At 72.2% G+C, this 24,317-nt stretch carries 16 protein-coding genes; 7 read left to right on the top strand and 9 right to left on the bottom strand.

All coding sequences use genetic code 11. The features are described 5' to 3' along the window. Positions 1-24 precede the first annotated feature (24 nt). Entirely contained in the window at positions 25-2,775 is a 2,751-nt protein-coding gene (locus ACH4S9_RS35790) for a SpoIIE family protein phosphatase (RefSeq protein ID WP_398375718.1), read from the bottom strand. 163 nt (positions 2,776-2,938) lie between these two features. On the opposite strand from ACH4S9_RS35790, the gene ACH4S9_RS35785 reads away from it, so the two are divergent. After that, on the top strand, positions 2,939-3,538 hold the full coding sequence (locus ACH4S9_RS35785) for a hypothetical protein (RefSeq protein WP_311728599.1): 600 nt from the start codon (positions 2,939-2,941) through the stop codon (positions 3,536-3,538). Between the two features lie 16 nt (positions 3,539-3,554). Here ACH4S9_RS35785 and ACH4S9_RS35780 read toward each other — a convergent pair whose 3' ends face one another. Next, positions 3,555-4,748, bottom strand: a complete 1,194-nt coding sequence (locus ACH4S9_RS35780; protein WP_398375716.1) for a PP2C family protein-serine/threonine phosphatase — start codon at positions 4,746-4,748, stop codon at positions 3,555-3,557. Between the two features lie 209 nt (positions 4,749-4,957). Here ACH4S9_RS35780 and ACH4S9_RS35775 point away from each other — a divergent pair, with 209 nt between their 5' ends. Next, positions 4,958-6,496 (top strand): ATP-dependent DNA ligase, encoded by a 1,539-nt coding sequence (locus ACH4S9_RS35775; protein WP_361191220.1) that lies wholly within the window; start codon positions 4,958-4,960, stop codon positions 6,494-6,496. 84 nt (positions 6,497-6,580) lie between these two features. Here ACH4S9_RS35775 and ACH4S9_RS35770 read toward each other — a convergent pair whose 3' ends face one another. Then, positions 6,581-7,240: a 3,4-dihydroxy-2-butanone-4-phosphate synthase gene (locus tag ACH4S9_RS35770; protein WP_361191178.1), complete on the bottom strand. Its 660-nt coding sequence runs from the start codon at positions 7,238-7,240 to the stop codon at positions 6,581-6,583. A gap of 152 nt (positions 7,241-7,392) precedes the next feature. Between ACH4S9_RS35770 and ACH4S9_RS35765 the strand changes: the two genes are divergently transcribed. Continuing rightward, positions 7,393-8,442: an endonuclease/exonuclease/phosphatase family protein gene (locus ACH4S9_RS35765; RefSeq protein ID WP_398375714.1), complete on the top strand. Its 1,050-nt coding sequence runs from the start codon at positions 7,393-7,395 to the stop codon at positions 8,440-8,442. 31 nt (positions 8,443-8,473) lie between these two features. Here ACH4S9_RS35765 and ACH4S9_RS35760 read toward each other — a convergent pair whose 3' ends face one another. Further along, positions 8,474-9,532, bottom strand: coding sequence for a LysR family transcriptional regulator (locus ACH4S9_RS35760; protein WP_398375712.1), 1,059 nt, complete (start codon positions 9,530-9,532; stop codon positions 8,474-8,476). Between the two features lie 439 nt (positions 9,533-9,971). After that, on the bottom strand, positions 9,972-12,047 hold the full coding sequence (locus tag ACH4S9_RS35755) for a PhoX family protein (RefSeq protein WP_398375710.1): 2,076 nt from the start codon (positions 12,045-12,047) through the stop codon (positions 9,972-9,974). Positions 12,048-12,377: 330 nt separating this feature from the next. Here ACH4S9_RS35755 and ACH4S9_RS35750 point away from each other — a divergent pair, with 330 nt between their 5' ends. From ACH4S9_RS35750 to ACH4S9_RS35740, 3 genes are all read left to right on the top strand, one after another. Next, positions 12,378-14,429, top strand: a complete 2,052-nt coding sequence (locus ACH4S9_RS35750; RefSeq protein ID WP_398375708.1) for a VWA domain-containing protein — start codon at positions 12,378-12,380, stop codon at positions 14,427-14,429. Between the two features lie 185 nt (positions 14,430-14,614). Beyond that, a complete protein-coding gene (metG, locus tag ACH4S9_RS35745; RefSeq protein WP_398375706.1) occupies positions 14,615-16,369 on the top strand; it encodes a methionine--tRNA ligase in 1,755 nt (584 codons plus the stop codon). 151 nt (positions 16,370-16,520) lie between these two features. After that, positions 16,521-16,937, top strand: coding sequence for a DNA-binding response regulator (locus tag ACH4S9_RS35740; protein WP_311728606.1), 417 nt, complete (start codon positions 16,521-16,523; stop codon positions 16,935-16,937). An 18-nt stretch (positions 16,938-16,955) separates the two neighbouring features. On the opposite strand, the gene ACH4S9_RS35735 is transcribed toward ACH4S9_RS35740, so the two are convergent. The 3 genes from ACH4S9_RS35735 to aspS form a co-directional block, all read right to left on the bottom strand. Further along, positions 16,956-17,948, bottom strand: coding sequence for an intradiol ring-cleavage dioxygenase (locus tag ACH4S9_RS35735; RefSeq protein WP_398375704.1), 993 nt, complete (start codon positions 17,946-17,948; stop codon positions 16,956-16,958). Positions 17,949-18,027: 79 nt separating this feature from the next. After that, positions 18,028-18,849, bottom strand: a complete 822-nt coding sequence (locus ACH4S9_RS35730; RefSeq protein WP_358848273.1) for a L,D-transpeptidase family protein — start codon at positions 18,847-18,849, stop codon at positions 18,028-18,030. A 116-nt stretch (positions 18,850-18,965) separates the two neighbouring features. Next, positions 18,966-20,789 (bottom strand): aspartate--tRNA ligase, encoded by a 1,824-nt coding sequence (aspS, locus tag ACH4S9_RS35725; protein WP_398375703.1) that lies wholly within the window; start codon positions 20,787-20,789, stop codon positions 18,966-18,968. A 118-nt stretch (positions 20,790-20,907) separates the two neighbouring features. Between aspS and ACH4S9_RS35720 the strand changes: the two genes are divergently transcribed. Then, positions 20,908-23,076, top strand: a complete 2,169-nt coding sequence (locus ACH4S9_RS35720; RefSeq protein ID WP_398375701.1) for a SpoIIE family protein phosphatase — start codon at positions 20,908-20,910, stop codon at positions 23,074-23,076. Positions 23,077-23,107: 31 nt separating this feature from the next. Here the strand turns inward: ACH4S9_RS35720 and ACH4S9_RS35715 are convergent, their stop codons facing one another. Continuing rightward, positions 23,108-24,265 (bottom strand): Dyp-type peroxidase, encoded by a 1,158-nt coding sequence (locus tag ACH4S9_RS35715; RefSeq protein ID WP_311728612.1) that lies wholly within the window; start codon positions 24,263-24,265, stop codon positions 23,108-23,110. Positions 24,266-24,317: the final 52 nt, after the last annotated feature.

Genomic DNA, 24,317 nt, shown 5'->3' with positions numbered 1-24,317 from the left:
CCCGCGGTCAGGACGAAGCGGCCGTCAGGGCAGCGCCAGTTCCGCCCAGATGACCTTGCCGTCGGCCGTGTAGCGGGTGCCCCAGCGCTCCGCGAACTGCGCGACCAGGAACAGCCCGCGGCCCCCCTCGTCCGTCGTCGCCGCGTACCGCAGATGCGGCGAGGTGCTGCTGGTGTCCGAGACCTCGCAGATGAGATTGCGGTCGCGCAGCAGCTGCACCCGGATCGGGCCCGCGGCGTAGCGGATCGCATTTGTGATCAGTTCGCTGAGCACCAGCTCCGCCGTGAACGCCACGTCCTCCAGGCCCCAGTCCGCCAGCCGGCGGATGACCTCGGCGCGCACCTCGGCCACCGCCGCCGGCTCGCACGGGACGTCCCAGCTCGCCACCCGGTCGGCGGCCAGCACCCGGGTGCGGGCCACGATCAGCGCTATGTCGTCGGTGGGGCGCGCGGGCAGCACCGCGTCCAGTACGTCCGCGCAGGTCTCGTCGGGGCTGCGGCCGGGGTGGGCGAGGGCGTCACGGAGCAGTGCGAACCCGGCGTCGATCTCCCGGCTGCGGTCCTCGATGAGCCCGTCGGTGTAGAGCACCAGTTGGCTGCCCTCGGCCGGCTTCAGCTCGGCCGTCTCGAAGGGCAGGCCGCCCACGCCCAGCGGCGGCCCGGCGGGCACCTCGGGGAACTCCACCACGCCGTCCGGGGAGACCACCGCGGGCGGCGGATGTCCGGCCCGGGCCATGGTGAAGCGCCGGGTCACCGGGTCGTAGATCGCGTACAGGCAGGAGGCCCCGGTGATGCCCGCGCCGCCGCCCTCGTTCCCCTCCGGGGGCGGGTCGCCCTCGTCCTGGTCGATCCGGGCGACCAGGTCGTCGAGGTGGGAGAGGATCTCGTCGGGCGGCAGGTCGAGGGTGGAGAAGTTGTGCACCGCGGTGCGCAGCCGCCCCATCGTGGCCGCCGCGTGCAGCCCGTGCCCCACCACATCGCCCACCACCAGCGCCACCCGCGCCCCTGGCAGCGGGATCACATCGAACCAGTCACCGCCCACCCCAGACTCCGCGGGCAGATAGCGGTACGCCACGTCCAGCGCGCTCTGCTCGGGCAGGGCGCGGGGCAGCAGGCTGTGCTGGAGCGTCACCGCCATGGTGTGCTCGCGCGTGTAGCGGCGGGCGTTGTCGATGCAGACGGCGGCGTGGGCGGCCAGCTCCTCGGCGAGGGAGATCTCGTCCTCCTCGAAGGGGTCGCGCTTCTCCGTGCGCCAGAAGCTGACCATCCCCAGCATGACGCCCCGGGCCCGCAGCGGCACCGTCACCAGCGACCTCACGCCGTAGTCGACGACCAGACCGGTCCGCCCGGGGTCCTGGGCCCGCCATCCGTCGGCCTCCCGCAGGTCCGGCTCGACCACCGCCTGCCCGCTGCCGAACCCCCAGGCCTGCGGGGTGGAGGCGACGAACGAGAAGCGGGTGCCCACCGGGTAGAAGGGGTGGTCGTCGCGGATGCCGTGGACCGCCGCGCGGGACATCTCGATGCCGCCCACCGCCAGCGGCTCCTCGCCGCGCAGCACGGGCCCGGCCAGGTCGACGGTGACGAAGTCGGCGAAGCGGTCCACCGCGACCCGGGCCAGCTCCTCGGCGGTCCGGCCCACGTCGAGCGTGGTGCCGATCTCCACGCTGGCGTCGTAGAGCAGCTTGAGGTGGATCTGGGCCTCCTCGGCCCGCCCCGACAGCGCGCGCAGCTCGGTGGAGTCCCGCAGGGTGGTCACGCTGCCGGGCGGGCCGCCGTCCCGGTCCGTGGGGCGGTTGTTGACCGCCAGCAGCCGGTCCCCGGCCACCAGCACCTCGTCGGAGACGATCTGTCCCGACGCCAGCACCTCGGCCATCTGCGGCTCCATCCCGAGCTCGGTGACGGGCCGGCCCTCCGGGTGCTCGGGCAGGGCCAGCAGCCGGCGGGCCTCGTCGTTGGCCAGCAGCAGCCGGCCGTCCCCGTCGACGATCAGCACGCCCTCCCGTACGGAGTGCAGCACCGCGTCGTGGTGCTCGTACATGCGCGTCATCTCGCCCGGGTCCAGGCCGCGCGTCTGCCGCCGCAGCCGCCTGCTGACCAGCGCCGTGCCGCCGGTGGCCAGGGCGAGCGAGGCGCCGGCCGCGCCGACGAGGATCGGGATCTGCCGGTTGGCCAGACCGCTCACCTTGCTGACCGTGATGCCCGAGGCCACCAGGCCGATGACCTTGCCGTGGCTGTCGGTGACGGGCACCACGGCCCGTACGGAGGGGCCGAGGGTGCCGGTGTACGTCTCCGTGATGGTGTGGCCCTGGACGGCGGCGCGGTAGTTCCCGAGGAAGTGCCGGCCGATCTTCGCGGTGTTGGGGTGGGTGTAGCGGATCCCCTTCGTGTTCAGGACCACGACGAAGTCGACGTCGGCGTCCTTGCGCGCCGCTTCGGCCCGCGGCTGGAGCACCGCGGTGGGGTTGGAGGAGCGCAGCGCGGGGGCGATGCCGGGTGAGTCGGCGAATGTCTCGGCGACGGCGAGGGAGCGGTGCCGGGCCTCGTTGGTGGCGTCGTGCCGGACCTGGAGCACCAGCGCGATGGACGCGGCGGCGACCAGCAGCAGGACGACCACCAGTTGCAGCAGAAAGACCTGGCCGGCGACGCTCCGCGCGCTCAGCCAGGACCCAGGGCGCCGCCCTGCCGCCTCTGGGCGCTCACGCCGCCGACTCCGTGGGCGCCGACCGGGGGACATGCGGGCAGCCAGTGCCCACGATCGGCCCATATACCGGGCCATACCCCTACATCTACACCGCGTCCTCCCGGAAGGCGAGCCACCTCGCGCCCTGAAAGTGCCGACCCTGGCGGCCTATGCAAACCTGAAAAGGGGTAAATAGCTACATATGCCGCAAATCATCGGCCATCCGGCCGACCGTCGGCAGGGACGAAGGAGCCCAACAATGGCCAGTCACGTCGGTGGAGTTCAGCCGCAGGCCGCGCCCAGTGCGCACCACCGGGCGGCGGCGAGCGGATGGCTCGTCTTCGGTGGCATCATGTTGATCTTCGCGGGGCTGATGGCCCTCGGCCAGGGGATCTCGGCCATCCGCAACGACCAGGTGTTCGTGGTCACGCACCACTACGCCTTCGCGTTCGACCTCACCGGGTGGGGCTGGGTCCACGCGATCGTCGGCGCCGTCGCCGTGATCGCCGGTGCGGCCGTGTTCACCGGTGCCATGTGGGCCCGGGTGACCGGCGTGGTGCTGGCGGGGCTCAGTCTGATCGCCAACTTCCTGTGGCTGCCCTACTACCCGGTCTGGGCCGTGACGCTGCTCATCCTGGACGCCCTCGTCATCTGGGCGCTGTGCGCGGGGCCGAGCTCGGCCGAGCGGGCGGCACAGGCACAGATGTGGGGAGGACGGCAGGGACCGCAGGGACCGCAGGGACAGGCACAGTCGCAGTCGTCATGGGGGCAGCAAGGACAGCAGGGGCCGCAGGGGCCGGGCCCGCAGGCGCAGGGGCCGCAGGCTCAGGGGCCGCAGGGACCTCAGGGACAGCCGTAAGGGCCGGGCCCGCGGGTCACAGGGCGATGACGACCAGCGCCGTGTCATCCGCCACGGTCCCGCCCATGACCCCCAGGTCGATCAGCAGCACGTCGGCCAGGGCCTCGGGCTCCAGCTTCCCGTTCCGGGACAGGCTCTCGGCGAGCCGGCCGATCCCGGCGTCGATGTCCTCGCCCCGGCGCTCGATCAGCCCGTCGGTGTAGAGCACCAGGATGCCGCCCGGGGTGTACGGGAGAACGGCCTCGGGCCGCTCCACATGCTCGAGCTCGAGGCGGGCACCCAGCGGCGGATCGGTGGCCTGGTCGAGCTGTACGACATCCCCCTCGGCCCGCAGCAGCAGCGGCGGCGGATGGCCGGCGCAGCTGTAGGCGATGGTCCGCTTCGACCGGTCGATGACGGCCTGCACGGCGGTCGCGGCCAGCGCCCCCTCGATGGAGCCCGCGTACAGACCGAGCGCCTCCAGCGCCTTGGCGGGTCCTTCCACGACCCGGATCGCCGCGCTCAGCGCGCTCCGCAGCTGCCCCATCACACAGGCGGCCTCCAGCCCCTGGCCCACCACATCACCCACCGCCGCCGCGATCCGGCCGTCGGGCAGCTCGAACACCTCGTACCAGTCGCCGCACACATTCAGCGAGCCGACGGCGGGCCGGTAGCGGACCGCCACCCGCAGATGCAGCCCGGGGACCAGCGCGGGCAGCATGGCCTGCTGGAGGGCCAGCGCCGTCGCCCGCTCCCGGGCATGGGCCTCCCGCAGCCGCTCGTTCAGCTCCTGGAGCTCCTGCGCGCGGGTGTAGAGGTCGGCGTCCATCGCCTCGGTGTGCGTGAACGGCACCTGCGCCCGCCCCTGGACGAAGTCCGTCACGTCCTCCACCCGGTGGATGATCATCTGCACCGAGCCGTCCGGCCCGAGGACGGGGATGTTGATCGGGCTCCAGTACCGCTCCTCGAACCGCCCCTCGCCCCGCCTGGCCCCGCCCTCTTCGCCGGGTGCGGGGATGTCGTACTTCTGGAGCGCCATGCTGTCCCGCTCCCCGGTCGCCAGGACCCGTTCGAGGGAGGCGCCCAGATTGCGGGTCCCGGTGGCCTGCGGGTCCGCCGGGTTGTCGGGGAAGGCGTCGAAGATATGGCGGCCCAGCAGGTCACCGCGCCGGGTCCGGGTGGCCTTCAGATACGCCCGATTGACCGCGACGATGACCAGATCGGGACCCACCACCAGATTCGGACTCGGAGTGGCCTCGAAGAGAGCCTCGTAGTCGATCTGCTGTCCCGTGGCCTGCTCCCTGCTCGTGCCCTGCCACGCCGCGCCCGCGGTAGGAGCCGCGTGCTTATGCCCAATGTATGGCGGGGCCGCGCTTACCGCACGCGGCCGGGGTGCGCGGCCGGGGTGCGGTGACGGGCGGGAAGAGCGAGGCTGAAGCCATGCTGCTGGCCGATGTCGCGCGTACCTCCCGCGAGGTCGCGGCCACCTCCGCCCGCTCGGAGAAGGTCGCCGCCCTGGCCCGGCTGCTCAGCCGCGTGGAGCCCGCCGAGGCACCCGTGGTGATCACCTATCTCGCGGGCAGGCTGCCGCAGCGCCGCATCGGGGTGGGCTGGGCCGGGCTGCGGATGCGCCCGGAACCGGCCGCGGGGCCCCGGCTCGGCGTGCTCGACGTACACCAGGCCCTGGACCGGGTCGCGGCCGTCTCCGGCACCGGCGCCGCCGGCGAGCGCAAGCGGCTGGTGTCCCGGCTGATGTCCGACGCCACCGAGGAGGAGCAGCGCTTTCTGCTCGGGCTGATCGGCGGGGAGCCGCGCCAGGGCGCGCTGGACGCGCTCGCCGTCGAGGGGCTTTCGGCCGCGGTCGGCGCGCCCTCCGCCGAGGTGCGCCGCGCGGTGATGCTGGGTGGCTCGCTGGGCGCGGTCGCCCGGGCGCTGGTCGAACACGGGCCGCCGGCGCTGACCGGGTTCCGGCTGGAGGTGGGGCGCCCGGTGCTGCCGATGCTCGCCCACAGCGCCCGGGACCTGGACGAGGCCATGGACCGGCTCGGCCCCTGCGCGGTCGAGGAGAAGCTGGACGGCATCCGGGTGCAGGTGCACCGGGACGGGGAGACCGTACGCGTCTACACCCGCACCCTCGACGAGATCACCGACCGGCTGCCGGAGGTGGTCGCGGCCGCCCGCGAGCTGGCGGTGGAGCGGGCGGTCCTCGACGGCGAGGTGATCGCCCTGGGCGCCGACGGCCGGCCCCGGCCGTTCCAGGAGATCTCCGGCCGGGTCGGCTCGCGGCTGGACGTGGCCGGGGCGCGCGCCTCGCTGCCGCTGTACCCCGTCTTCTTCGACCTGCTCTCCGTCGACGACCGGGACCTGCTCGACCTGCCCGCCCGCGACCGCCACGCCGAGCTGGCCCGGGTGGCCCCCGGCCCCCGGCGGGTCCGCAGGCTGGTGGCCGAGGAGCCGCGGGACGAGGCGACCCGGCGGGCGGCGCGGGAGTTCGCCGCCGACGTGCTGGCCCGCGGGCACGAGGGGGTCATGGCCAAGTCCCTCGACGCCCCGTACAGCGCGGGCCGGCGCGGCGCGTCCTGGCTGAAGGTCAAGCCGGTGCACACGCTCGACCTGGTCGTGCTCGCCGCCGAGTGGGGCCACGGCCGCCGCACTGGCAAGCTGTCCAACCTCCACCTCGGCGCCCGGCGGCCGGACGGCACCTTCGCCATGCTCGGCAAGACCTTCAAGGGCCTCACCGACAAGCTGCTCGGCTGGCAGACGGAGGCGCTGCTGCGGCTGGCGGTCAGCGACGACGGCTGGGTGGTGCGGGTGCGGCCCGAGCTGGTCGTGGAGGTCGCCTTCGACTCGCTCCAGCGGTCCTCCCGCTATCCGGCGGGGGTGACGCTGCGCTTCGCGCGGGTGCTGCGCTACCGCGAGGACAAGCCGGCGGCGGAGGCGGACACGGTCGAGACGGTGCTGACGCTGCGCGGCGGGTGAGGGCCGTCCAGGGGGTGTCCGGCGGCCACGCGGCGGCGCCGCACATCGGCAGGGGCCGGTCGCCGGCTGCCGACCGCGGGCGCGCTACCGCCCCAGGGCCTTGCGCGCCAGCCGATAGGCGACCAGGTCGGCCACCGAGATCAGCGGCAGCAGCCTGCTGGCCGCGAGCCGGCTGAGGTCCTCGTAGTCCGCCGGCTCCCAGTCCGGCGTGACGACCGCGCAGATCGCGGTCACCCCGGAGAGCCCCGCCAGCCGCGACAGGTCGACCGCCGCCTCGGCGTGGCCGTCCCGCTCCAGCACCCCGCCGGGCACCGCGCACACCGGGAACACATGCCCCGGGCGCCCCAGCTGCTCAGGGGCGGTCTGGGGGTCGGCCAGCGCCTGGACGGTGCGCGAGCGGTCCCGGGCGGACAGGCCCGTGGTGGTCGGCCCCAGCAGGTCGACGGGGACGGTGAAGGCGGTGCTGAGCAGCCCGGTGTGCTCCTCGTCCGCCACGATCCGCGGCAGCCGCAGATGCTCGGCGCGCCCATGGGGCAGCGCCACGCAGACCATGCCGGAGGTGTGGTCCAGCAGCTGCCTCAGCGCGCCTTCGTGGGCGTGCTCGGCGGCCAGCAGCAGAGCGCCCCGGTGATCCTTGGACGTGTCGTCGAAGACGATGACGAAGCCGCCCTCGGCGAACGCGTCGATCGCCTGCTCGACCGCCAGGAGGCGCTCGGGTGCGACCGTCTGCTCAACCACTGTCATGGGGAGGAATTTTGGCACATGCCAATGGAACTGACGACGTGTCAATGCTCACAAAGTAAGGGCGAGCACACCATCAGTAACCTCCGGCCGCCACCACCGCGCCTTCAGGGGCCCGCGCGAGAATGAGAGCTCGCCCGATCGAGAGGGTCAGTGTGGAGACGACAGTCGCGGAGGACCGAGCCGCCGAGCCCGTACATCCCGTACGCCGCTTGGTACGGCCCGTACGCCGCTTCGCACGCCCCCCGCGCGGGCGGGCCCGGCAGGTGGCGGCCTGGTGCGCGGCGCTGCCGCTGGCCGTGGTGAGCGTGGTGCTGGGCTGCCGGGCCGCGGACAGCGACGGGATCACGCCCGTGCCCCAGCTCCTGGCCTTCCTGCCCTGGCTGCTGGTCCCCGCGCTGCTCGGCCTGGTGCTCGCGGCGGCGGCGCGCTGGCCGCTGGGGGGCGCGTGGGCGCTGGCCGCGGCCGCGGTGACCGGGTGGTTCATCCAGCCGTACAACCCCGGCCCGGCGCCCCGCCCGCGCGGCCCGGTGGTGGCTCAGGTGCGGGTGCTGACCGCCAATCTGGAGTTCGGCGGGGCCACGAAGGGGCTGGTCGGCGCGGTGCGGCGGGAGGACCCCGACCTCGTCTCGGTCCAGGAGTGCGACACCCGCTGCGCGGCGGCGCTCGACGCGGCCGCCATGCGCGAGACCTACCCGTACCGGAAGGTCATCGCCGTCCCCGGCGACGCCGCGCACGGCTCGGCGATCCTCAGCAAGTACCCGCTCACCCCCGAGGCCGGGGTGTCCGGCAAGCTGGCGATGCCGGGGGCCGTCGTACGGATCGCCGGGCGGCCGGTCCATGTGCAGGTGGCCCACCCGATGCCGCCGATGCCGGGCCGGCTGGACGTCTGGCGCACCGAGCTGGGGCGGCTGCGCGCGTACGCCGCCGACCGGGGCGACGAACCCACCCTCATCGCGGGGGACTTCAACGCCACCCAGGACCACGCCGCCTTCCGGTCCCTCCTGGACACCGGGATGCGGGACAGCGCACGGGCGGTGGGCAGGGCGCGGACGCCCAGCTGGCCGAGCGTGACGGCCCCGGCGCTCGGCGCCCAGATCGACCACGTCCTGGTCAGCGAGGCGCTGCGACCCCGCGCCGCCCGCTTCCTCGATCTGCCGAACACCGACCACCGGGCGCTGCTGGTCGACCTCGACCTGCACTGACGGCCGTCGGCCCGCGCTCCGCCCGCGCCGCTCAGCTCTCGCTCGGGTTGTAGGAGTTGGCCACCTCGAAGGGGTCCGGCTCCAGGCCCTCCGTCGGCCAGCGCTGCTCCCGCTGCCACTGCTCGTTCTCCAGCGCCAGCGCGTCCCACAGCAGATTGAGCGGATGGCTCGGATCGTAGTGGGCGCGCTCCCCGCGCCGGGTGAAGGCGCCGAGCAGCACCTCCAGCCGCGGCCCGGTGTCATTGACCAGCTCGACGGCCCGCATCCCGCGCCCGTACGCGACCCGCGGGTCCCCGGCCGCGTCCGCGACGCCCTTGGTGACCAGCATGCAGCCGCGCAGCAGGCCCGAGCGCAGCAGCTCGAAGCCGTAGGTGACGGTGTCGATCTCGGCGGCGATGTGCAGCTTATTGCGGTAGTCGGCGCCGAACCAGCTGTGCAGCACGCCCGCCATCAGCCCGCTGGCCGAGATGACGAGCGGCAGCGTGCGCAGCTCGCTGCTGGGGGCGGTCGGGCCGGGCAGCCGGGAATGCGGCAGATTCGTCAGCAGCGACACCCCGCTGCGGCGCCACTCCATCACATCGAACGCGTTGAGCTCGTTGTCGACGTCGTTCGCCTGGGGGGTGGTCACCACGGAGCCGCAGACCAGGTCCACGTCCTTGGCGCGCAGCTTGCCCAGCACGTCCCGGGTGCGGACATGCCCGACCTTCAGCTCGATGCCGCGCTGCTCGAACTCCTCGGCCACCCGCTCACCGGCGCCCGCGAGATAGCCGAGGGTGAAGCGCGTGGTGCCCACCATCAGGGTTTTGCCGAGCCGGCGGCGGGATTCGTGGATGCCCTCCAGCCAGTCGCCGAGCGTGTCGCGCGCCAAATTGACCAGGGCCTCGCCGGTGCCGGTGAACAGCACGTCCTTGCCGCGGCCCTGCTTGAGGACGAGCGGTTCGCCGCACAGATCCCGGAAGTTGCGGTTCATCGTGTCCAGCTGCTTTTGCACGCTCGACTGTTCCCGGCCGAGCACCCTGGCGGCGCCCAGCGCGGTACCTGTCTCATGCACCACGATCAACGTGCGGAGCTGGTCCATCGTGGTGTCCATGAGCGCGAGTGGGCTCTGCAGCAGCCTGCTTCGCCCGTTGGCCGTCGGTGGTCCGAGCGGCCCGGGAATGGCCATGAATCCGTCTCGCTTCCCAACTCTGCCCGATTTATGGACTCTCGAGTTTAGCCCCGTGATGCTTGATCACGTGGCTTTCGGAAGTCGGCCGCGCCCCATTGACGACGCAATGGCCCCTCATCAGCGACCGATCGAGGCTCATTTCGGATAAGCGCGGATTTACCGTCCCTATGCACGTACGACATGCGCCTACGACATGCGCGCACGACATGCTCGCACGGCGGCCACGCGCCGCATGTCCCCCTACGCCGAGCGGCGGAATTGCCCCGGACCACAACTGACCCGCATGTCAGTTGAATTGATCTCCGGGACAATTCCGCCGCAGTCGAGAATGCCGAGAATTCCGAATAATTCTCGGGCCGGATCAGGCTCCGATGTCGCCGCCGTCGCGCCGCCACACGCTGATCACCGACGGACGGGTCAGCTTGCCCGGGCCGTCGGGCCAGGTGGACGCGGGCCTCTCCACGCTCGCCCCGTCGACCTCGCCCGGGTGCTGCACCGCCACCATGACCCGCCGGTCCTGGACGATCGGACCGCAGGTCTCGGCCCCGGTCGGAACGGTCAGGAACTGCTTGACCTCACCGCTCCTGGGGCCGGACGTCGCCACCCCGAACAGCCCGTCGTGGCTGCCCAGCGCGTTGCCGTCGGTGGAGATCCACAGGTTGCCGTACGCGTCGAAGGTGATGTTGTCCGGGCAGGAGATCGGCGAGACCTGGTCCTTCGGGAAGCCGCCGAAGTACGTGCTCGGGTCCGCCGGGTCGCCGCAGACCAAGAACAGCCGCCAGCTGAAGCGGCGGGCCGCCGGGTCGCCCCAGCGCTCGGTCAGCTCCAGGATCTGGCCGTGCTTGTTGCTGTTGCGCGGGTTCGCCTCGTCGGCCGGGGCCTTGCCCGCCTTGCCGCGGTCGCTGTTGTTGGTGAGCGCGACATACACCTTGCCCGTGCGCGGGCTGGGCTCCACGTCCTCCGGGCGGTCCATCTTTGTCGCGCCCACCTTGTCGGCGGCCAGCCGCGTGAAGACGTAGACCTCCTCGGCCGTCATCCCCTCGACATATGAGGTGGTGCCGCTCGCCAGCGCGATCCACTCGCCGGAGCCGTCGAACTCGCCGTCCTTCGGCAGCTTCCCGGTGCCGTCGATCTCGGCGGCCGGGCTGTCCCCGGTGAACTTGGCGACGTACAGCGTGCCCTCGTCGAGCAGCGTGCGGTTGTGCTCGCGCGCGGCCCGGCTGGTGCCCTTCATCATCCGCTTGGACGAGACGAACTTGTAGAAGTAGTCGAACTTTTCGTCGTCGCCCATGTAGAGGACCGGACGGCCGTCCGCCGTCAGCCGGGGCTCGGCGGCCTCGTGCTTGAACCGGCCCAGCGCGGTCAGCTTGCGCGGCGTCGACTCCGGGTCGTACGGGTCGATCTCGATGACCCAGCCGAAGCGGTTGGTCTCGTTCGGCTCATGCGCCACGTCGAAGCGCTTGTCGAAGCGCTCCCACTTGCGCTCGGTGGCCGCGCCCGCCAGGCCGTAGCGCTTGAGGCGCGCGGCGGTGGTCGGGTCGGTCACCGAACCGGCGTTGGCGAAGTACTGGTTGAAGTTCTCCTCGCCCGACAGGACCGTGCCCCACGGGGTGATGCCGCCGCCACAGTTGTTCAGCGTGCCCAGGATCCGCTTGCCCGTCGGGTCCGCCGAGGTCCGCAGCAGCTTGCTGCCCGCGGCCGGGCCCGTCACCTCGAACGGCGTGGTCGCGGTGATCCGGCGGTTCAGGCGGTGGCGCGACACGGCGGTCAGCTTGCCGAGCTTGCGGTCCTCCTGCGTCGCCACCACGGACAGGCCGTGCGCGGCCCAGGCGATCTCGGCCTGCTCGCGGGTCGGGTTCGCCGCGTCGTACCCGGCGAACATCAGCACCTCGTCGGTGTACTCGTGGTTGACCACGAGCAGCTGGCGGTCGCGCTCGTGCGGGATGTCCAGCACGGCCATGTAGTCGTTGTTGTAGCCGAACTGGCCCGCCTGCGCCTTCGCGGACTGGTTGGCCGGGTCGAACGCCGGCGCGCCGCGCAGGATCGGGTCGCCCCAGCGGATCACCACGTTCTGGTCGTGCCCCTCGGCGACCACGACGGCGTCGGTGGTGTTGGGCGCCACGGGAGAGAAGCGGAGGCCGCGGGCGGCCTTGCCCGCGCCCTTGTCGGCGGCCTGGGCCACGGCCGCCCCGTCGGCCGCCGCGGCCTCCGGCGCCCGCCCCACCGCGGTCACCCCGGCCGCGGCCGCGACCGAGACCACGGCGCCGGCGCGCAGCACCGAACGGCGGGACAGCGCACCGGCTATGACGTCACCGATGTAGCCGTTGTCGCTCGTGTTCGGCACCTCGTGGAAACAGGCGTCACCACAGCGGTACCGGCATGTGAGCGCGGAACGACCGCCCGGGTGTGAGCTGATGAGCGGCAGAAGCTTGCGCACGTCTTACCCTCCGTACGGATTGCACGCATCGATTGCGCGTGGACCGTCCGGCGCGCAACCCACGCCGCCACGGTGTCGGGACCCCATCCGGGGCGAAGCTATGGGCGTAGAGCCGCGGACCGGCGACCGTCGTCTGAATCACGAGTGAACGGCGGGTAACCGGAATCGGCAGCTGAGTACTGCTGAAGGGCCCGCTAGCCTTTCCGCACCACGGACATGTACCGCCATGCCCCGGACTCGACACGTGATGAGGTATCTCCCATGGCCATACGGGACCTACTGCGCAAAGTTTTCGGACGCTCCCGCACGCCGCGGGTCGACGCTTCGGCTGTGCCGGAGGCGGCAGTTGTCCCGGACGCCCAAGAACCGCCCGCCGCCGCCACCACCGCCCCCGCCAAGCCTGAGCCCGAGGCCAAGGCCGAGGCGAAGCCTGAGCCCGAGGCGAAGCCCGAGCCCAAGCCCGCGACTACTCCTGCGGCTCAGACGGAGGATGAGGAGGCGGCAGCCCACCACCCGTCTCTGGCCGAACCGCTGAAGACTCTCGACGAGATCCTGGAGTCCTCCGCCCCGGAGTCGCAGGCGAAGGACCAGCCGAAGGCCGACCCCGAGCCCAAGCCCGAAGCCGCTGCCGAGCCGGCCGACGACAAGAAGGCGGAAGCGGCAACGGAGCCCGGCAAGCCGGCCGAGACCGAGCCCGAGGCCGAGACCACCTCCGCGCCGAGCGCCGACGCGGACACCCCGGCCGAGCCCGAGGCCAAGACCGAGAGCACCTCCGCAGCGGCCGAGCCGGCCGACCCGGTCGAGCCGAAGCAGGAGACCGCGCCTGAGCCCGCCCCGAAGCCCGCCGCCGAGGCGGAGCCGGAGCAGGCGGCCGCCGAAGAGAAGCCCGCCGAGCCGATCGCGGCTGCGGCAGACGCCGAGGAGCCCACCGCCGAGCCGGTGGTGGCGGAGACCGAGGCCACCACCGCGCCGAGCGGCGAAGCCGACGCGGCGGACGCCCCCGCCAAGGCCGAGGCCACCCCGGCCACCGCCGACGCCGACGCCGAGGCGGAAGAGGCGGCCAAGCCCGCCGAGCCGGTCACCGCCGAGGACCCCGCCCCGGCCGCCGAGCCGAAGCCCGAGGCCGAAGCCCCCGCCGAGCCAGTGGCAGCGGAGACCGTCGACGCCGCCGAGGCGGAAGCCGCGGCTGAGCCCGAGGCCACCCCCGCGCCGAGCGCTGACGCGGACACCCCGGCCGAGCCCGAGCCCGAGGCCAAGGCCGAGAGCACCCCCGCAGCGGCCGACCCGGTCGAGCCGAAGCAGGAGACCGCGCCCGAGCCCGCCCCGAAGCCCGCCGCCGAAGAGAAGCCCGCCGAGCCGGTGGTGGCGGAGGCCGAGGCCACCTCCACGCCCAGCAGCGAAGCCGACGCGGCGGACGCCCCCGCCAAGGCCGAGGCCACCCCGGCCACCGCCGACGCCGACGCCGACGCGGAAACGGAAGACGCGGCCAAGCCCGCCGAGCCGGTCACCGCCGAAGCCCCCGCCCCCGCCGCCGAGCCGAAGGCCGAGGCCGAGGCCGAAGCACCCGCCGACGCCGCCGAGAAGCCCGCCGCCGCGCCGGTCGCGGAAAAGGCAGAGACCAAGGCTGAGACCAAGGCAGAGGTCAAGGCAGAGGCCAAGGCCGACGCCGCCATCGCGCTCGCCGACGTGGAGAACCGCGCGCCCGGGCTGGTCAGCCTGTACAAGACCGCCGCCGAGACCCTGGCGCAGAAGGGGCTGGCGGGCGGCCGGGCCGCCGTCTATCTCGTGCTGGACCGGTCGGGGTCGATGCGGAACTACTACAAGGACGGCACCGTCCAGCACCTCGCGGAGCAGGCGCTGGCCCTCTCCGCGAACCTCGACGACGACGGCACCGTCCCGGTCGTGTTCTTCTCCACCGACATCGACGGCACGGCCGACATCGACCTGACCAACTACAGCGGCCGCGTCAACGAGCTGCACTCCTCGCTCGGCCACATGGGGCGTACGAATTACCACCACGCGATCAACGCGGTCATCGACCACTACCAGAAGTCCGGCTCCACCGCCCCCGCGTTCGTGATCTTCCAGACGGACGGCGCGCCCACCAGCAAGGCGGCCGCCGAAAAGGCGCTGTGCGAGGCCGCGCGGCTGCCGCTGTTCTGGCAGTTCGTCGGGTTCGGGGACCCGGAGGCGAAGGGGTTCGACTTCCTCCGCAAGCTGGATGAGCTGGCGGTGCCGGACAAGCGGGTCGTGGACAACGCCGGGTTCTTCCACGCGGGCCAGGACCCCCGCGCGCTGTCCGACGGGGAGCTGTACGGGCAGCTGATGGTGGAGTTCCCGGAGTGGCTGCGGGAGGCGCGCGAGGCGGGCGTGCTGAGCTGATCACGGACCCGTCCGGGGACGAGCTACGACGCGGGGGCCACCCGTACGGCGCGAAAAACGCCGCGCGGGTGGCCCCCGCCGCTCGGATACGATAATGACGGCTCATAGAGCAGCTCGGCACATAGCTCACAGAGTGCTCACAGAGCGACATGTCACTCACTGCATCGACCCGGGAGCAGCCCGCGATGGCTCGACACCTCATCACCAGCGCCCTTCCCTACATCAACGGGATCAAGCACCTGGGCAACATGGTGGGGTCCATGCTCCCGGCCGACGTGTACTCCCGCTATATGCGCCAGCGGGGCCACGACGTGCTGTACATCTGCGCGACGGACGAGCACGGCACCCCCGCCGAGCTGGCCGCCAAGGAGGCGGGCCTGCCGGTGGACGAGTTCTGCGCGCAGCAGCATGACGCGCAGAAGGCGGTCTACGACGGCTTCGGCCTGGCCTTCGACTACTTCGGCCGCAGCTCCTCCGCGCAGAACGTGGAGATCACCCAGACCATCGCGCGCGAGCTGAAGGCCAATGGCTTCATCGAGGAGCGCTCGATCCGCCAGGTGTACTCCAACGCCGACGGCCGCTTCCTCCCCGACCGCTATATCGAGGGCACCTGCCCGCACTGCGGCTACGACAAGGCGCGCGGCGACCAGTGCGAGAACTGCACCCGCGTGCTGGACCCGACGGACCTGATCAACCCGCGCTCGGCGATCAGCGGCAGCAGCGACCTGGAGGTGCGGGAGACCAAGCATCTGTTCCTGCTCCAGTCGAAGCTGGCGGGAGAGGTCGCGGCGTGGGTGGACGAGCACGGCAAGGACTGGCCGACGCTCGCGTCCTCGATCGCCCGCAAGTGGCTGAACGAGGGGCTTCAGGACCGCGCGATCACCCGTGACCTGGACTGGGGCGTGCCGGTTCCGGCCGACACCTGGCCGGAGCTCGCGGCCGAGGGCAAGGTCTTCTACGTCTGGTTCGACGCCCCGATCGAGTACATCGGCGCGACGAAGGAGTGGTCGGACCTGGACCCGGCGAACCGCGACTGGAAGTCGTGGTGGTACGACGTGGACCAGACGGTCCGCTACACCGAGTTCATGGCCAAGGACAACGTCCCGTTCCACACCGTGATGTTCCCGGCGACGCTGCTGGGCACCCGGGACGCGTGGAAGAAGGTCGACTACGTCAAGGCGTTCAACTGGCTGACGTACTACGGCGGCAAGTTCTCGACCTCGCAGAAGCGCGGGGTGTTCACCGACGCCGCGCTGGAGCTGCTGCCCGCCGACTACTGGCGCTACTTCCTGATCGCGAACGCCCCGGAGTCGGACGACACGTCCTTCACCTGGGAGCACTTCGCGGCCACGGTCAACAAGGACCTGGCGGACACCCTGGGCAACTTCGTCAACCGGGTGCTGTCCTTCTCCCGCAAGCGGTTCGGCGACGAGGTCCCGGCCGGGAAGGCCGCCGGGGAGGCGGAGGCGCGTCTCGGCGAGGAGATCGCGCGGCTGCTCGCGGAGTACGAGGAGCACATGGACACGCTCCAGTTCCGCAAGGCCGCGGCCGCGCTGCGCGCGCTGTGGAGCGCGGGCAACTCCTACCTGGAGGAGAAGGCGCCCTGGCTGGAGATCAAGACCGACCAGGAGGGGGCGGCCCTCACCCTCCGTACGGCGATGAACCTCATCCACCTGTACGCGGTCGTCTCGGAGCCGTTCATCCCGGCCTCCGCGCGGGCCATGCGGTCGGCGTTCTCGCTGGCGGACGACACGGCGGTGTGGGTGAGCCAGGAGGAGGCCAAGGCGCTGGCCTCCGTCCCGGCCGGCACGGCCTTCACCGTGCCGCCGGTGCTCTTCGCGAAGATCACCGAGGAGGACCTGGAGTCCTACCGGCTGCGCTTCGGCGGCGCTGAGCAGGCCAACGGCGGGCTGGAGACCGACGGAAAGCCTGTCGAGTAACGACAGACCCGGGCGTGAAGGGGTGGCGGGCCCGGCCCGCCACCCCTTCACGTCGTTTTCCTGTCGCTCGCATCGTTGATCGCTCGACAACCGTTCGTTTAGCGCGTTCGACCAGCCTGTGGAGTCCATCCATAGGAGGTCGAGGAGCGCAGTGCCCGACGCACCACGTGTCACGGTGACGGTCCACGGCCCTGACCCGCAGTCGCGGGCCGGGGTCGTCCGTCACCTGCGTCACCAGCCCACCGTCCAACTGATCGACCGCCCGAGACCGTTCAGCGACGAGCCGCGCGGCACCGTGGCCGTCATGTCCGTCGAGCGCCTGGACGCACGCGCGGGGGCCGAGCTGCGCCGCCTGGTGCGGGGCGGCGAGCAGCGGGTGGTGCTGATCACGGGCGAGCTGCGCGAGACGGAGCTGATGGCGGTCATGGAGTACGGCGTACGGGCCGTGCTGTGGCAGCACCGGGCCACGCCGAGGCGCCTGCTGCGCGCCGTCCACCGGGCCGCCCGCGCGGAGCGTACGGACCCGTGCGGCGTGGATCACCGGCTGACCGAGCACTTCGTGTACTAGCGGGGTCCGGCGGGTCGGTCAGAGGTCCGTGCCGTCGTGGGTCGTGTCGGGGTCGACGCCCAGGGTGAGGGTGGCGACGACGCCCTTCTCGATCCGGCCCTTCTTGTACTTCAGGTTCAGCAGCCCGCCCTGGGCCCCGTTGCCGGGGTAGATCGTGTCCTCGTCGAGGGTCGTGCGCTCCGTGGTGCTGGTGCTGTACGGGGTCACCTCGGCGGAGGCGAGCACCGCCTCCTCGGCGAAGAAGAGCTGGCCGGTGTGGCAGGTGTGGCCGCCCTCGTATCCGGAGTCGGTGAGGGTGCCGCCGACGTGGACCTTGGTGTGGACATGCACGCACCGGCCCCGGTACCAGCCGGGGAAGACGGTGGTGAACTCGACGTAGCCGTGCCGGTCGGTGAGCTGGGTGCCGCGCAGATAGCGCTTGTCGTCGGTGGGCTCCTGGTGGCCGCCCCCGCCGCCGCCCGGCGGGGTCCCGGTGGGCGCGTCGGTGGGCGCGTCGGTCGGGGTGCCCGTCGGGGCGTCGGTGGGCGGGGTGCCGGTGGGCGGGGTGCCGCCGCCCCCGGTGCTGGAGCTCTCGTAGCCGGAGTAGAGCCCGAGTGCGTCGCAGTGCCAGATGTCGACCGCCGCCTTCGGCAGCGGTTTGCAGGTCTCGGAGTCGATCACCTTGAGCCGGAGGGTCATCGGGATGCCCTCCTTGTCCTCGGTGATGTCCTTACGGATCTTGTCCGCGTCGATGTAGTACGGGCCCTCGGTGGTCTCCGAGGTGAGCCGGTAACAGACCTCCCCCGACGTGGCCGTCGAACTCGCGGAGGCGGAGGCGGCGGCCGAGCCCGAAGAGGTCTCGCTGGCCGACGCGCCGGCCGCGATCGCCGCCCCGATGCCGGTCGCGGCGACCGCCGCGCCACCCGCGACGATCATCCGTCGTCTGCTCATGTCGCGCTTGTGCGCGGGGCCCGTGTGCCGGGCGTCGTCGTTCCGGGCTTCGTTCCGGGCTTCGCTGAAGTCCTCAGTCATGGCAGGGACGCTAGGAGGGCAACCTGGCAGGGGCATTTCAGGAAGCTGTGGAAACGGTATGGCGCGCCGGCGGGCGGTATCAGCGGGCCAGTGACGCCGCGTCGCCCATCACCACGACGGGGTGCAGCTGCGGGTCCAGGGTGCGCAGCAGCTTCTTCATGTGCTTCTTGGAGACGCTGACGCAGCCCTGCGTGGGGCCGCCGTGGTCCACATGGAACCAGATGCCGCCGCCCCGCTTCTGGCCCAGTGGCCTGGTCCAGTCGCGCGGGGAGGTGCCCGGCTTGCGGTTGTAGTTGATGGCCACGACGTAGTCGAAGGACCCGGCGAGCGGCTCGCCCTCGAAGCCGGTGCCGCCGATGGTGAAGCCGCCGGTGGACCGGTCGTACGGCAGCTCGGTGCCGGGGTCCGGGAGGCGGCCGCCCGCGTCGGTGAGGCCGAAGACGCCCACCGGGGAGCGCAGATCGCCGGTGACGTGGCGGTCGGTCCAGCCGTTCCGGGCGTTGTGCGCGTCCCAGGTGACGACGGCCCGCCAGTCGGCGCCCGCGGCCATGTCCGGGTCGCCGTCGGGGTTCCGCCGCTGGTAGACGACCACCGTCGAGTCGGAGGAGTCGCGGCCCTCGCCGGTCACGACCACCACCTGGCGGGCGTTCGCGGGCACCTTGGCGAGGGTGAGGGGGCCGAGCCCCGGCAGGCCCTTCCGCAGCACGGCGGTGGCGGGCCGCCGGGCCGGACCGTCCTTTTCCGCGGCGGCGTCGGCGGCTCCGGCCCTGGGCTCGGATCCGCCGGACGGCGTACCCGCCGAGGCCGCGCATCCGGTGAGCGCGGCGACGGCGAGGGCCGCGGCCGCCAGGGCCACGCCCCTCCGGGAGGCCCGGGCCGCGCGTACCGGTGCGACAGTCATATTTTCATTCACATTCAAGGAACCCGTTGGGACGGGGGCCTGGTTGCCCCGCGTTCCGCCGGAAGCGGAAGCGGGGCTCAGATGGGCCCGGAAGGGCCCTGCGAAAGGGCCCGGCGCTACTTGCCGGACTCGGCAGCCGACTTCTCCGCACCCTTGTCCGCCGCGCCCTTGTCCGCCTGCTTGACCTGCGGCTTGCGGATCGACAGGTGCAGCTCGCGCAGCCGCGCCTCGTCCACCTCGCTGGGCGCGCCCATCAGCAGGTCCTGCGCGTTGCCGTTGAGCGGGAAGGCGATGGTCTCGCGGATGTTCGGCTCGTCGGCCAGCAGCATCACGATGCGGTCCACGCCCGGGGCGATACCGCCGTGCGGCGGAGCGCCGAAGTGGAACGCGCGCAGCATGCCGCCGAACTCGCGCTCGACCTCTTCCCTGGAGTAGCCCGCGATCTCGAACGCCTGGTACATCACATCCGGCTCGTGGTTCCGGATGGCGCCCGAGGACAGCTCCACACCGTTGCAGACGATGTCGTACTGCCAGGCCAGAATGTCGAGCGGGTCCTTGGTCCGCAGCGCCTCCAGGCCGCCCTGCGGCATGGAGAACGGGTTGTGCGAGAACTCGATCTGCCCGGTGTCCTCGTTCCGCTCGAACATCGGGAAGTCGACGATCCAGCAGAAGCGGAAGACGTTGTCCTCGAAGTGCCCGGCCCGGCGCGCGGCCTCGACCCGCACCGCGCCCATGATCTTGGAGACCTCGTCGAACTCGCCCGCGCCGAAGAAGATCGCCGTGCCCGGCTTGCCCCCGACCTCGGCGATCAGCTTCTCGACGTCCTCGTCGGTGAGGAACTTCGCGATCGGCCCGGTCAGCTTGGCGTCCTCGCCGATCCGGACCCAGGCCAGCCCCTTCGCACCCTGCTCGACGGCGAACTCGCCCATCTGGTCGAAGAACTTCCGCGGCTGGTCGGCGGTGTCCGGCACGGCCAGCGCGCGCACATGCTTGCCCGCGAACGCCTTGAAGCCGGAGTCCGCGAAGACATGGCTGACGTCCACCAGCTCCAGCTGTGCGCGCAGGTCCGGCTTGTCGGAGCCGTACTTCAGCATGGCCTCGCGGAACGGGATCCGCGGGAACGGCGAGGTGACATGGCGGCCGCCGCCGAACTCCTCGAACAGCTCGGTCATCACCTTCTCGATGACCTGGAAGACGTCCTCCTGCTCGACGAAGCTCATCTCGACGTCGAGCTGGTAGAACTCGCCCGGGGAGCGGTCGGCGCGGGCGTCCTCGTCGCGGAAGCAGGGCGCGATCTGGAAGTAGCGGTCGAAGCCCGCGATCATCAGCAGCTGCTTGAACTGCTGCGGGGCCTGCGGCAGCGCGTAGAACTTGCCCGCGTGCAGCCGGGAGGGCACCAGGAAGTCCCGGGCGCCCTCGGGCGAGGTGGCGGACAGGATCGGGGTCGCCAGCTCGTTGAAGCCCTGCGCGGTCATCTTCTGCCGGATCGCGGAGATCACGGCGGAGCGCAGCATGATGTTGCGGTGCATGCGCTCGCGGCGCAGGTCCAGGAAGCGGTACTCCAGGCGCCGCTCCTCGTTCACCCCGTCCTCGGGGAAGACGGTGAAGGGCAGCGGGTCGGCGCCGCCGAGCACCTCGATCTCGGTGACCTCGACCTCGATCTCACCGGTGGGCAGCTCGGGGTTGACGTTCTCCGCGCCGCGGGCGATGACCTTGCCGTCCACCCGGACGACGCTCTCCTTGGACAGGGAGCTCAGCGCGTCGTTGGCAGCGGTGTCCGGGCGGACGACCAGCTGCACCAGGCCGTAGTGGTCACGGAGATCGATGAAGAGGATGCCGCCCAGGTTCCGCCGATTGTGCAGCCAGCCGGAGAGCCGCACGTCGGTGTCGACGTCAGCGGCGCGGAGCTCGCCGCAGGTGTGGGACCGGTACCGATGCATCGTTCATCCAAGTCGTTTGGTCGGGAGGCGTACGTACCCTCGAGAAGCTTCTGGGCAAGCGTACCGGCGCCGCGCCCCTCACTGGTAAGGGCGCTGCATATCCCCATATGGTGGGCCAATGCGCACCGAGGACCTGCTGGCCGCGATCGCGACCGGCCTATGGCGCTGGGACTGTGTCTCGGGTGCCGTGACCTACGACGCGGAGGCGGCCCGGCTGGTGGGGCTGCCCGCGGAGCCCGTCACCCTCCCCGAATCCGCCGCCCGCGCCTGCTTCCACCCGGTGGACTGGGTGGAGATCAAGGCGATCGTGAATCTCGCCGTGGCCGAGGGCACCCTCGCCGAGGCCCGCGTGCGGGTCGTGGACGAGAAGGGCCGGGTGCAGCGCACCGTACGCAGCCGGTGCCGGCCCGTGATAAGCGGCGGCGCCCCCGGCAGACGGGGCGCGGAGAACAGCTACGACCTGGTCGGCACCCTCCAGGAGGTCCCCGAGCCGCTGCCCGGCACCTCCGCGGCCGCCCTGGCCCCCGTCACCGGCGACTGGCGGCGGGGCCGCGAGGCGTTTCTGCTGGACGCGGGGCGGGCGCTCGCCGAGGCGCCCTCGACCGCCGAGGTGCTGCGGGTCGCGGCGGGACTGTCGATGCCGGGCTTCTCGCCGGACGGTCTTGCGGTCTTCGGGGTCAAGGGCGAGCGGGTCTCGCTGATCGGCCGGCACGGGGACCCGGTGGGCGACCAGCACCCCTTCACCGACCAGCCGCTGGACGCCGACTGCCCGGCCGCCGAGGTGATCCGCACCGGCCGGGCGATCTACCTGCCCGGCCCGGAGGACTACCGGGACCGGTTCCCCGTCTCCTGGGCGCTCACCCGGCCGGTCAACCGCCGGGCCTGGGCCTTTCTGCCGCTGATCGTCGCGGGCCGCACGATCGGCGCGTGGATGGCGAGCTTCGCGCACCCGGTGACCTTCTCGCCCGACGAGCGCTCGGTGCTCACCACGGTCGCGCGGATGCTCGCCCAGGCGCTGTCCCGCGCCTCGCTCCAGGAGACGGAGCGCGAGCTGACGGACGGCCTCCAGCGCTCGATGCTGCCCGCCGACAAGCCGGACATCCCGGGGCTCACGGTGGCCGCGCGGTATGTGCCGACCGGCGGCGGGCTCCAGGTGGGCGGCGACTGGTACGACGTGATCGGGCTGCCCTCGGGGCGTACCGCGCTGGTCATCGGCGATGTCCAGGGCCACGACGTACGCGCCGCCGGGATCATGGGGCAGCTGCGGATCGCGGTGCGCGCGTACGCCTCGGAGGGCCACCACCCCGACGCGGTCCTCTCCCGCGCCTCCCGCTTTCTGGCCGGGCTCGCCGAGCCGCCGGGCCCCGGCGGCGAGGGCGGCTACGACCCGCGCTTCGCGACCTGCCTCTATATGGAGGTGGACCCGGTCGCCGGCACGCTGGACATCGCCCGCGCGGGCCACCCCGACCCGGCGGTCCGGCTCGCCGACGGCACCATGATGATCCGCCCCACCGCGGGCGGGCTGCCGCTGGGCGTCGACCCGGACACCGACTACCCCACCACCCGGATGGTGCTCGAGCCCGGCGAGACGCTGCTGATGTGCACGGACGGGCTGATCGAGACCGGCGGCCACGACATGGAGACGGGCTGGGACCGGATCCGGGCCGTCTTCGAACGGACCGCGGACGCCGCCGTGGACGCCGACGACGCCGACGACGCCGACGACCTCGACGCGCTCGCCGAGTCCCTGGTCCAGGCGGTGCACGGGCCGCCCTCCCACCACACCACCGGCCATCTCGCCGACCGTCGCGAGGACGACATAGCCCTGCTGCTGATCCGGCGCGACGCCGAGGTGTGCCTGGTCGGCCCCGGCACGGCCCCGGTGCGGCGCACCGCCGTCACGGTCGCCCAGGCCGAGCCCGAGCGCATAGCGGAGGCCCGGCAGCAGCTGCGCGACATGCTCCACGACTGGACCGACCGCGACCAGGTGGAGTCGGCGGTGCTGATGCTCTCCGAGATGGTCACCAACGTCCTGGTGCACACCGACGGCGACGCCCTGCTGGTCGCGGAGGTCAGCGGCCGGCTCGGCGCCCGGCGGCTGCGCCTCGACGTCGCCGACGGCAGCGACGAACTCCCCCACCGCCGCCGCCCCGGCGAGCTGGCCTCCTCCGGGCGCGGGCTGCTGCTGATGGAGGTGCTCGCCGACGCGTGGGGAGTGGACCCGCGGGGCGACGGCAAGTGCATCTGGTACGAGCTGTACGAGTCCGCCCCGGATCCAGCGGGCTAGCGGCGGGATCGTGCCGGGGCGGCCGGGCTGTTCAGCGGAAGAGCTGGGAACCCAGCGGGCGTTGTTCGCCGAAACCGGGAAGCATCAGGAAGCTCGCGCTGGCGGTCGTGGTCGTGTAGTCGAGCAGGGCGTCGGAATTGTCCATACGGGTGAGGGTGCTGGTGAAGGTCCGTATGTCGTTCTGGAAGCTCATGAAGAGCAGGCCGGGGGCGGGCCCGTCGATGCTGTAGGAGCGACGGAGCATGAGGCCGACGCCGACCGCGGTGGCGTGCGCTCTGCGGGCGTGGGCGTCGGCCGGGACGAGGTAGCGTCCGTCGGGCGTTTTGGCGCCGAGGTCCGGGCCCGAGGCGATGGTGCCACCGGAGAGGGGCACGCCACTGGCTCGGCGCCGGCCGAAGACCGCTTCCTGTTCGGCGACGGACAGCTTGGCGAACCGCGGCAGGTCGAGCTCCATGCGTCGGAGTACGGCGAGGGTGCCGCCGGCGACCGGAGCCGGCCCGTCCAGCCACAGGTCGCGCTGTTGTTCGGCCTTCGTGTGGGGGCCCACGATGCCGTCGACGAAACCGAACAGGTTTCGTGGCGCGGCAAGGCCCTTGTCCGCATCCACCGGCACGTTCGAACCACGGATTCCGGACTGCCGCCAGCGTTCGCGTATCCGGTCACCGGCCTGCTCCAGAAGCGCGGCGGCCACGACCGGTATCACCAGGGCGTCGTCGGCGCAGATCTGTATCAGCAGGTCGCCGCCGCGTGCCCGGGGGGCGATCTGCTCGCGGGAGAACCGTGGGAGGTCCTTCGCGCCGGGCAGGGCGGGATCGACCTTGCGCACCAGCCGGGGGCCCACCCCGATCGTCACGGTCAGATTGCCCGGCGACAGGCCCATCAGCCGTGCGTCGGTCCCCGCGGTGAGCTTGCCGATGGCCTCGCCGAGTTCGGCCAGCAACGGACGGGCGGCCCCGGCATCGTCGAGGTCGGCCACCACGGCCAGCAGGTTCCGCTGGGCTGGTTGCGGAAGCGTGATGCCCGCCTGGTACCGGCCCGTTGGTGACACCGGCGGGGTCGGCGCGGGGGTATCGGACCGGTCCGGCCGGGCGGAACTCGATTGGCACCCGGCGGAGAGGCCGGCTGCGGTCACCGTGCCGGTGGCACCGAGAAACGCGCGGCGTGACGGGCGGGAGTCGGCTTGGCGCACGGTGTGAACTGTGCCATATCCCCATCGGCGCATGCGACTTGGTCGGCGTCCG

This window comes from Streptomyces sp. NPDC021225, from assembly GCF_044332865.1.
Classification (GTDB): domain Bacteria; phylum Actinomycetota; class Actinomycetes; order Streptomycetales; family Streptomycetaceae; genus Streptomyces.
This window is presented reverse-complemented; position numbering and strand designations above follow the sequence as displayed.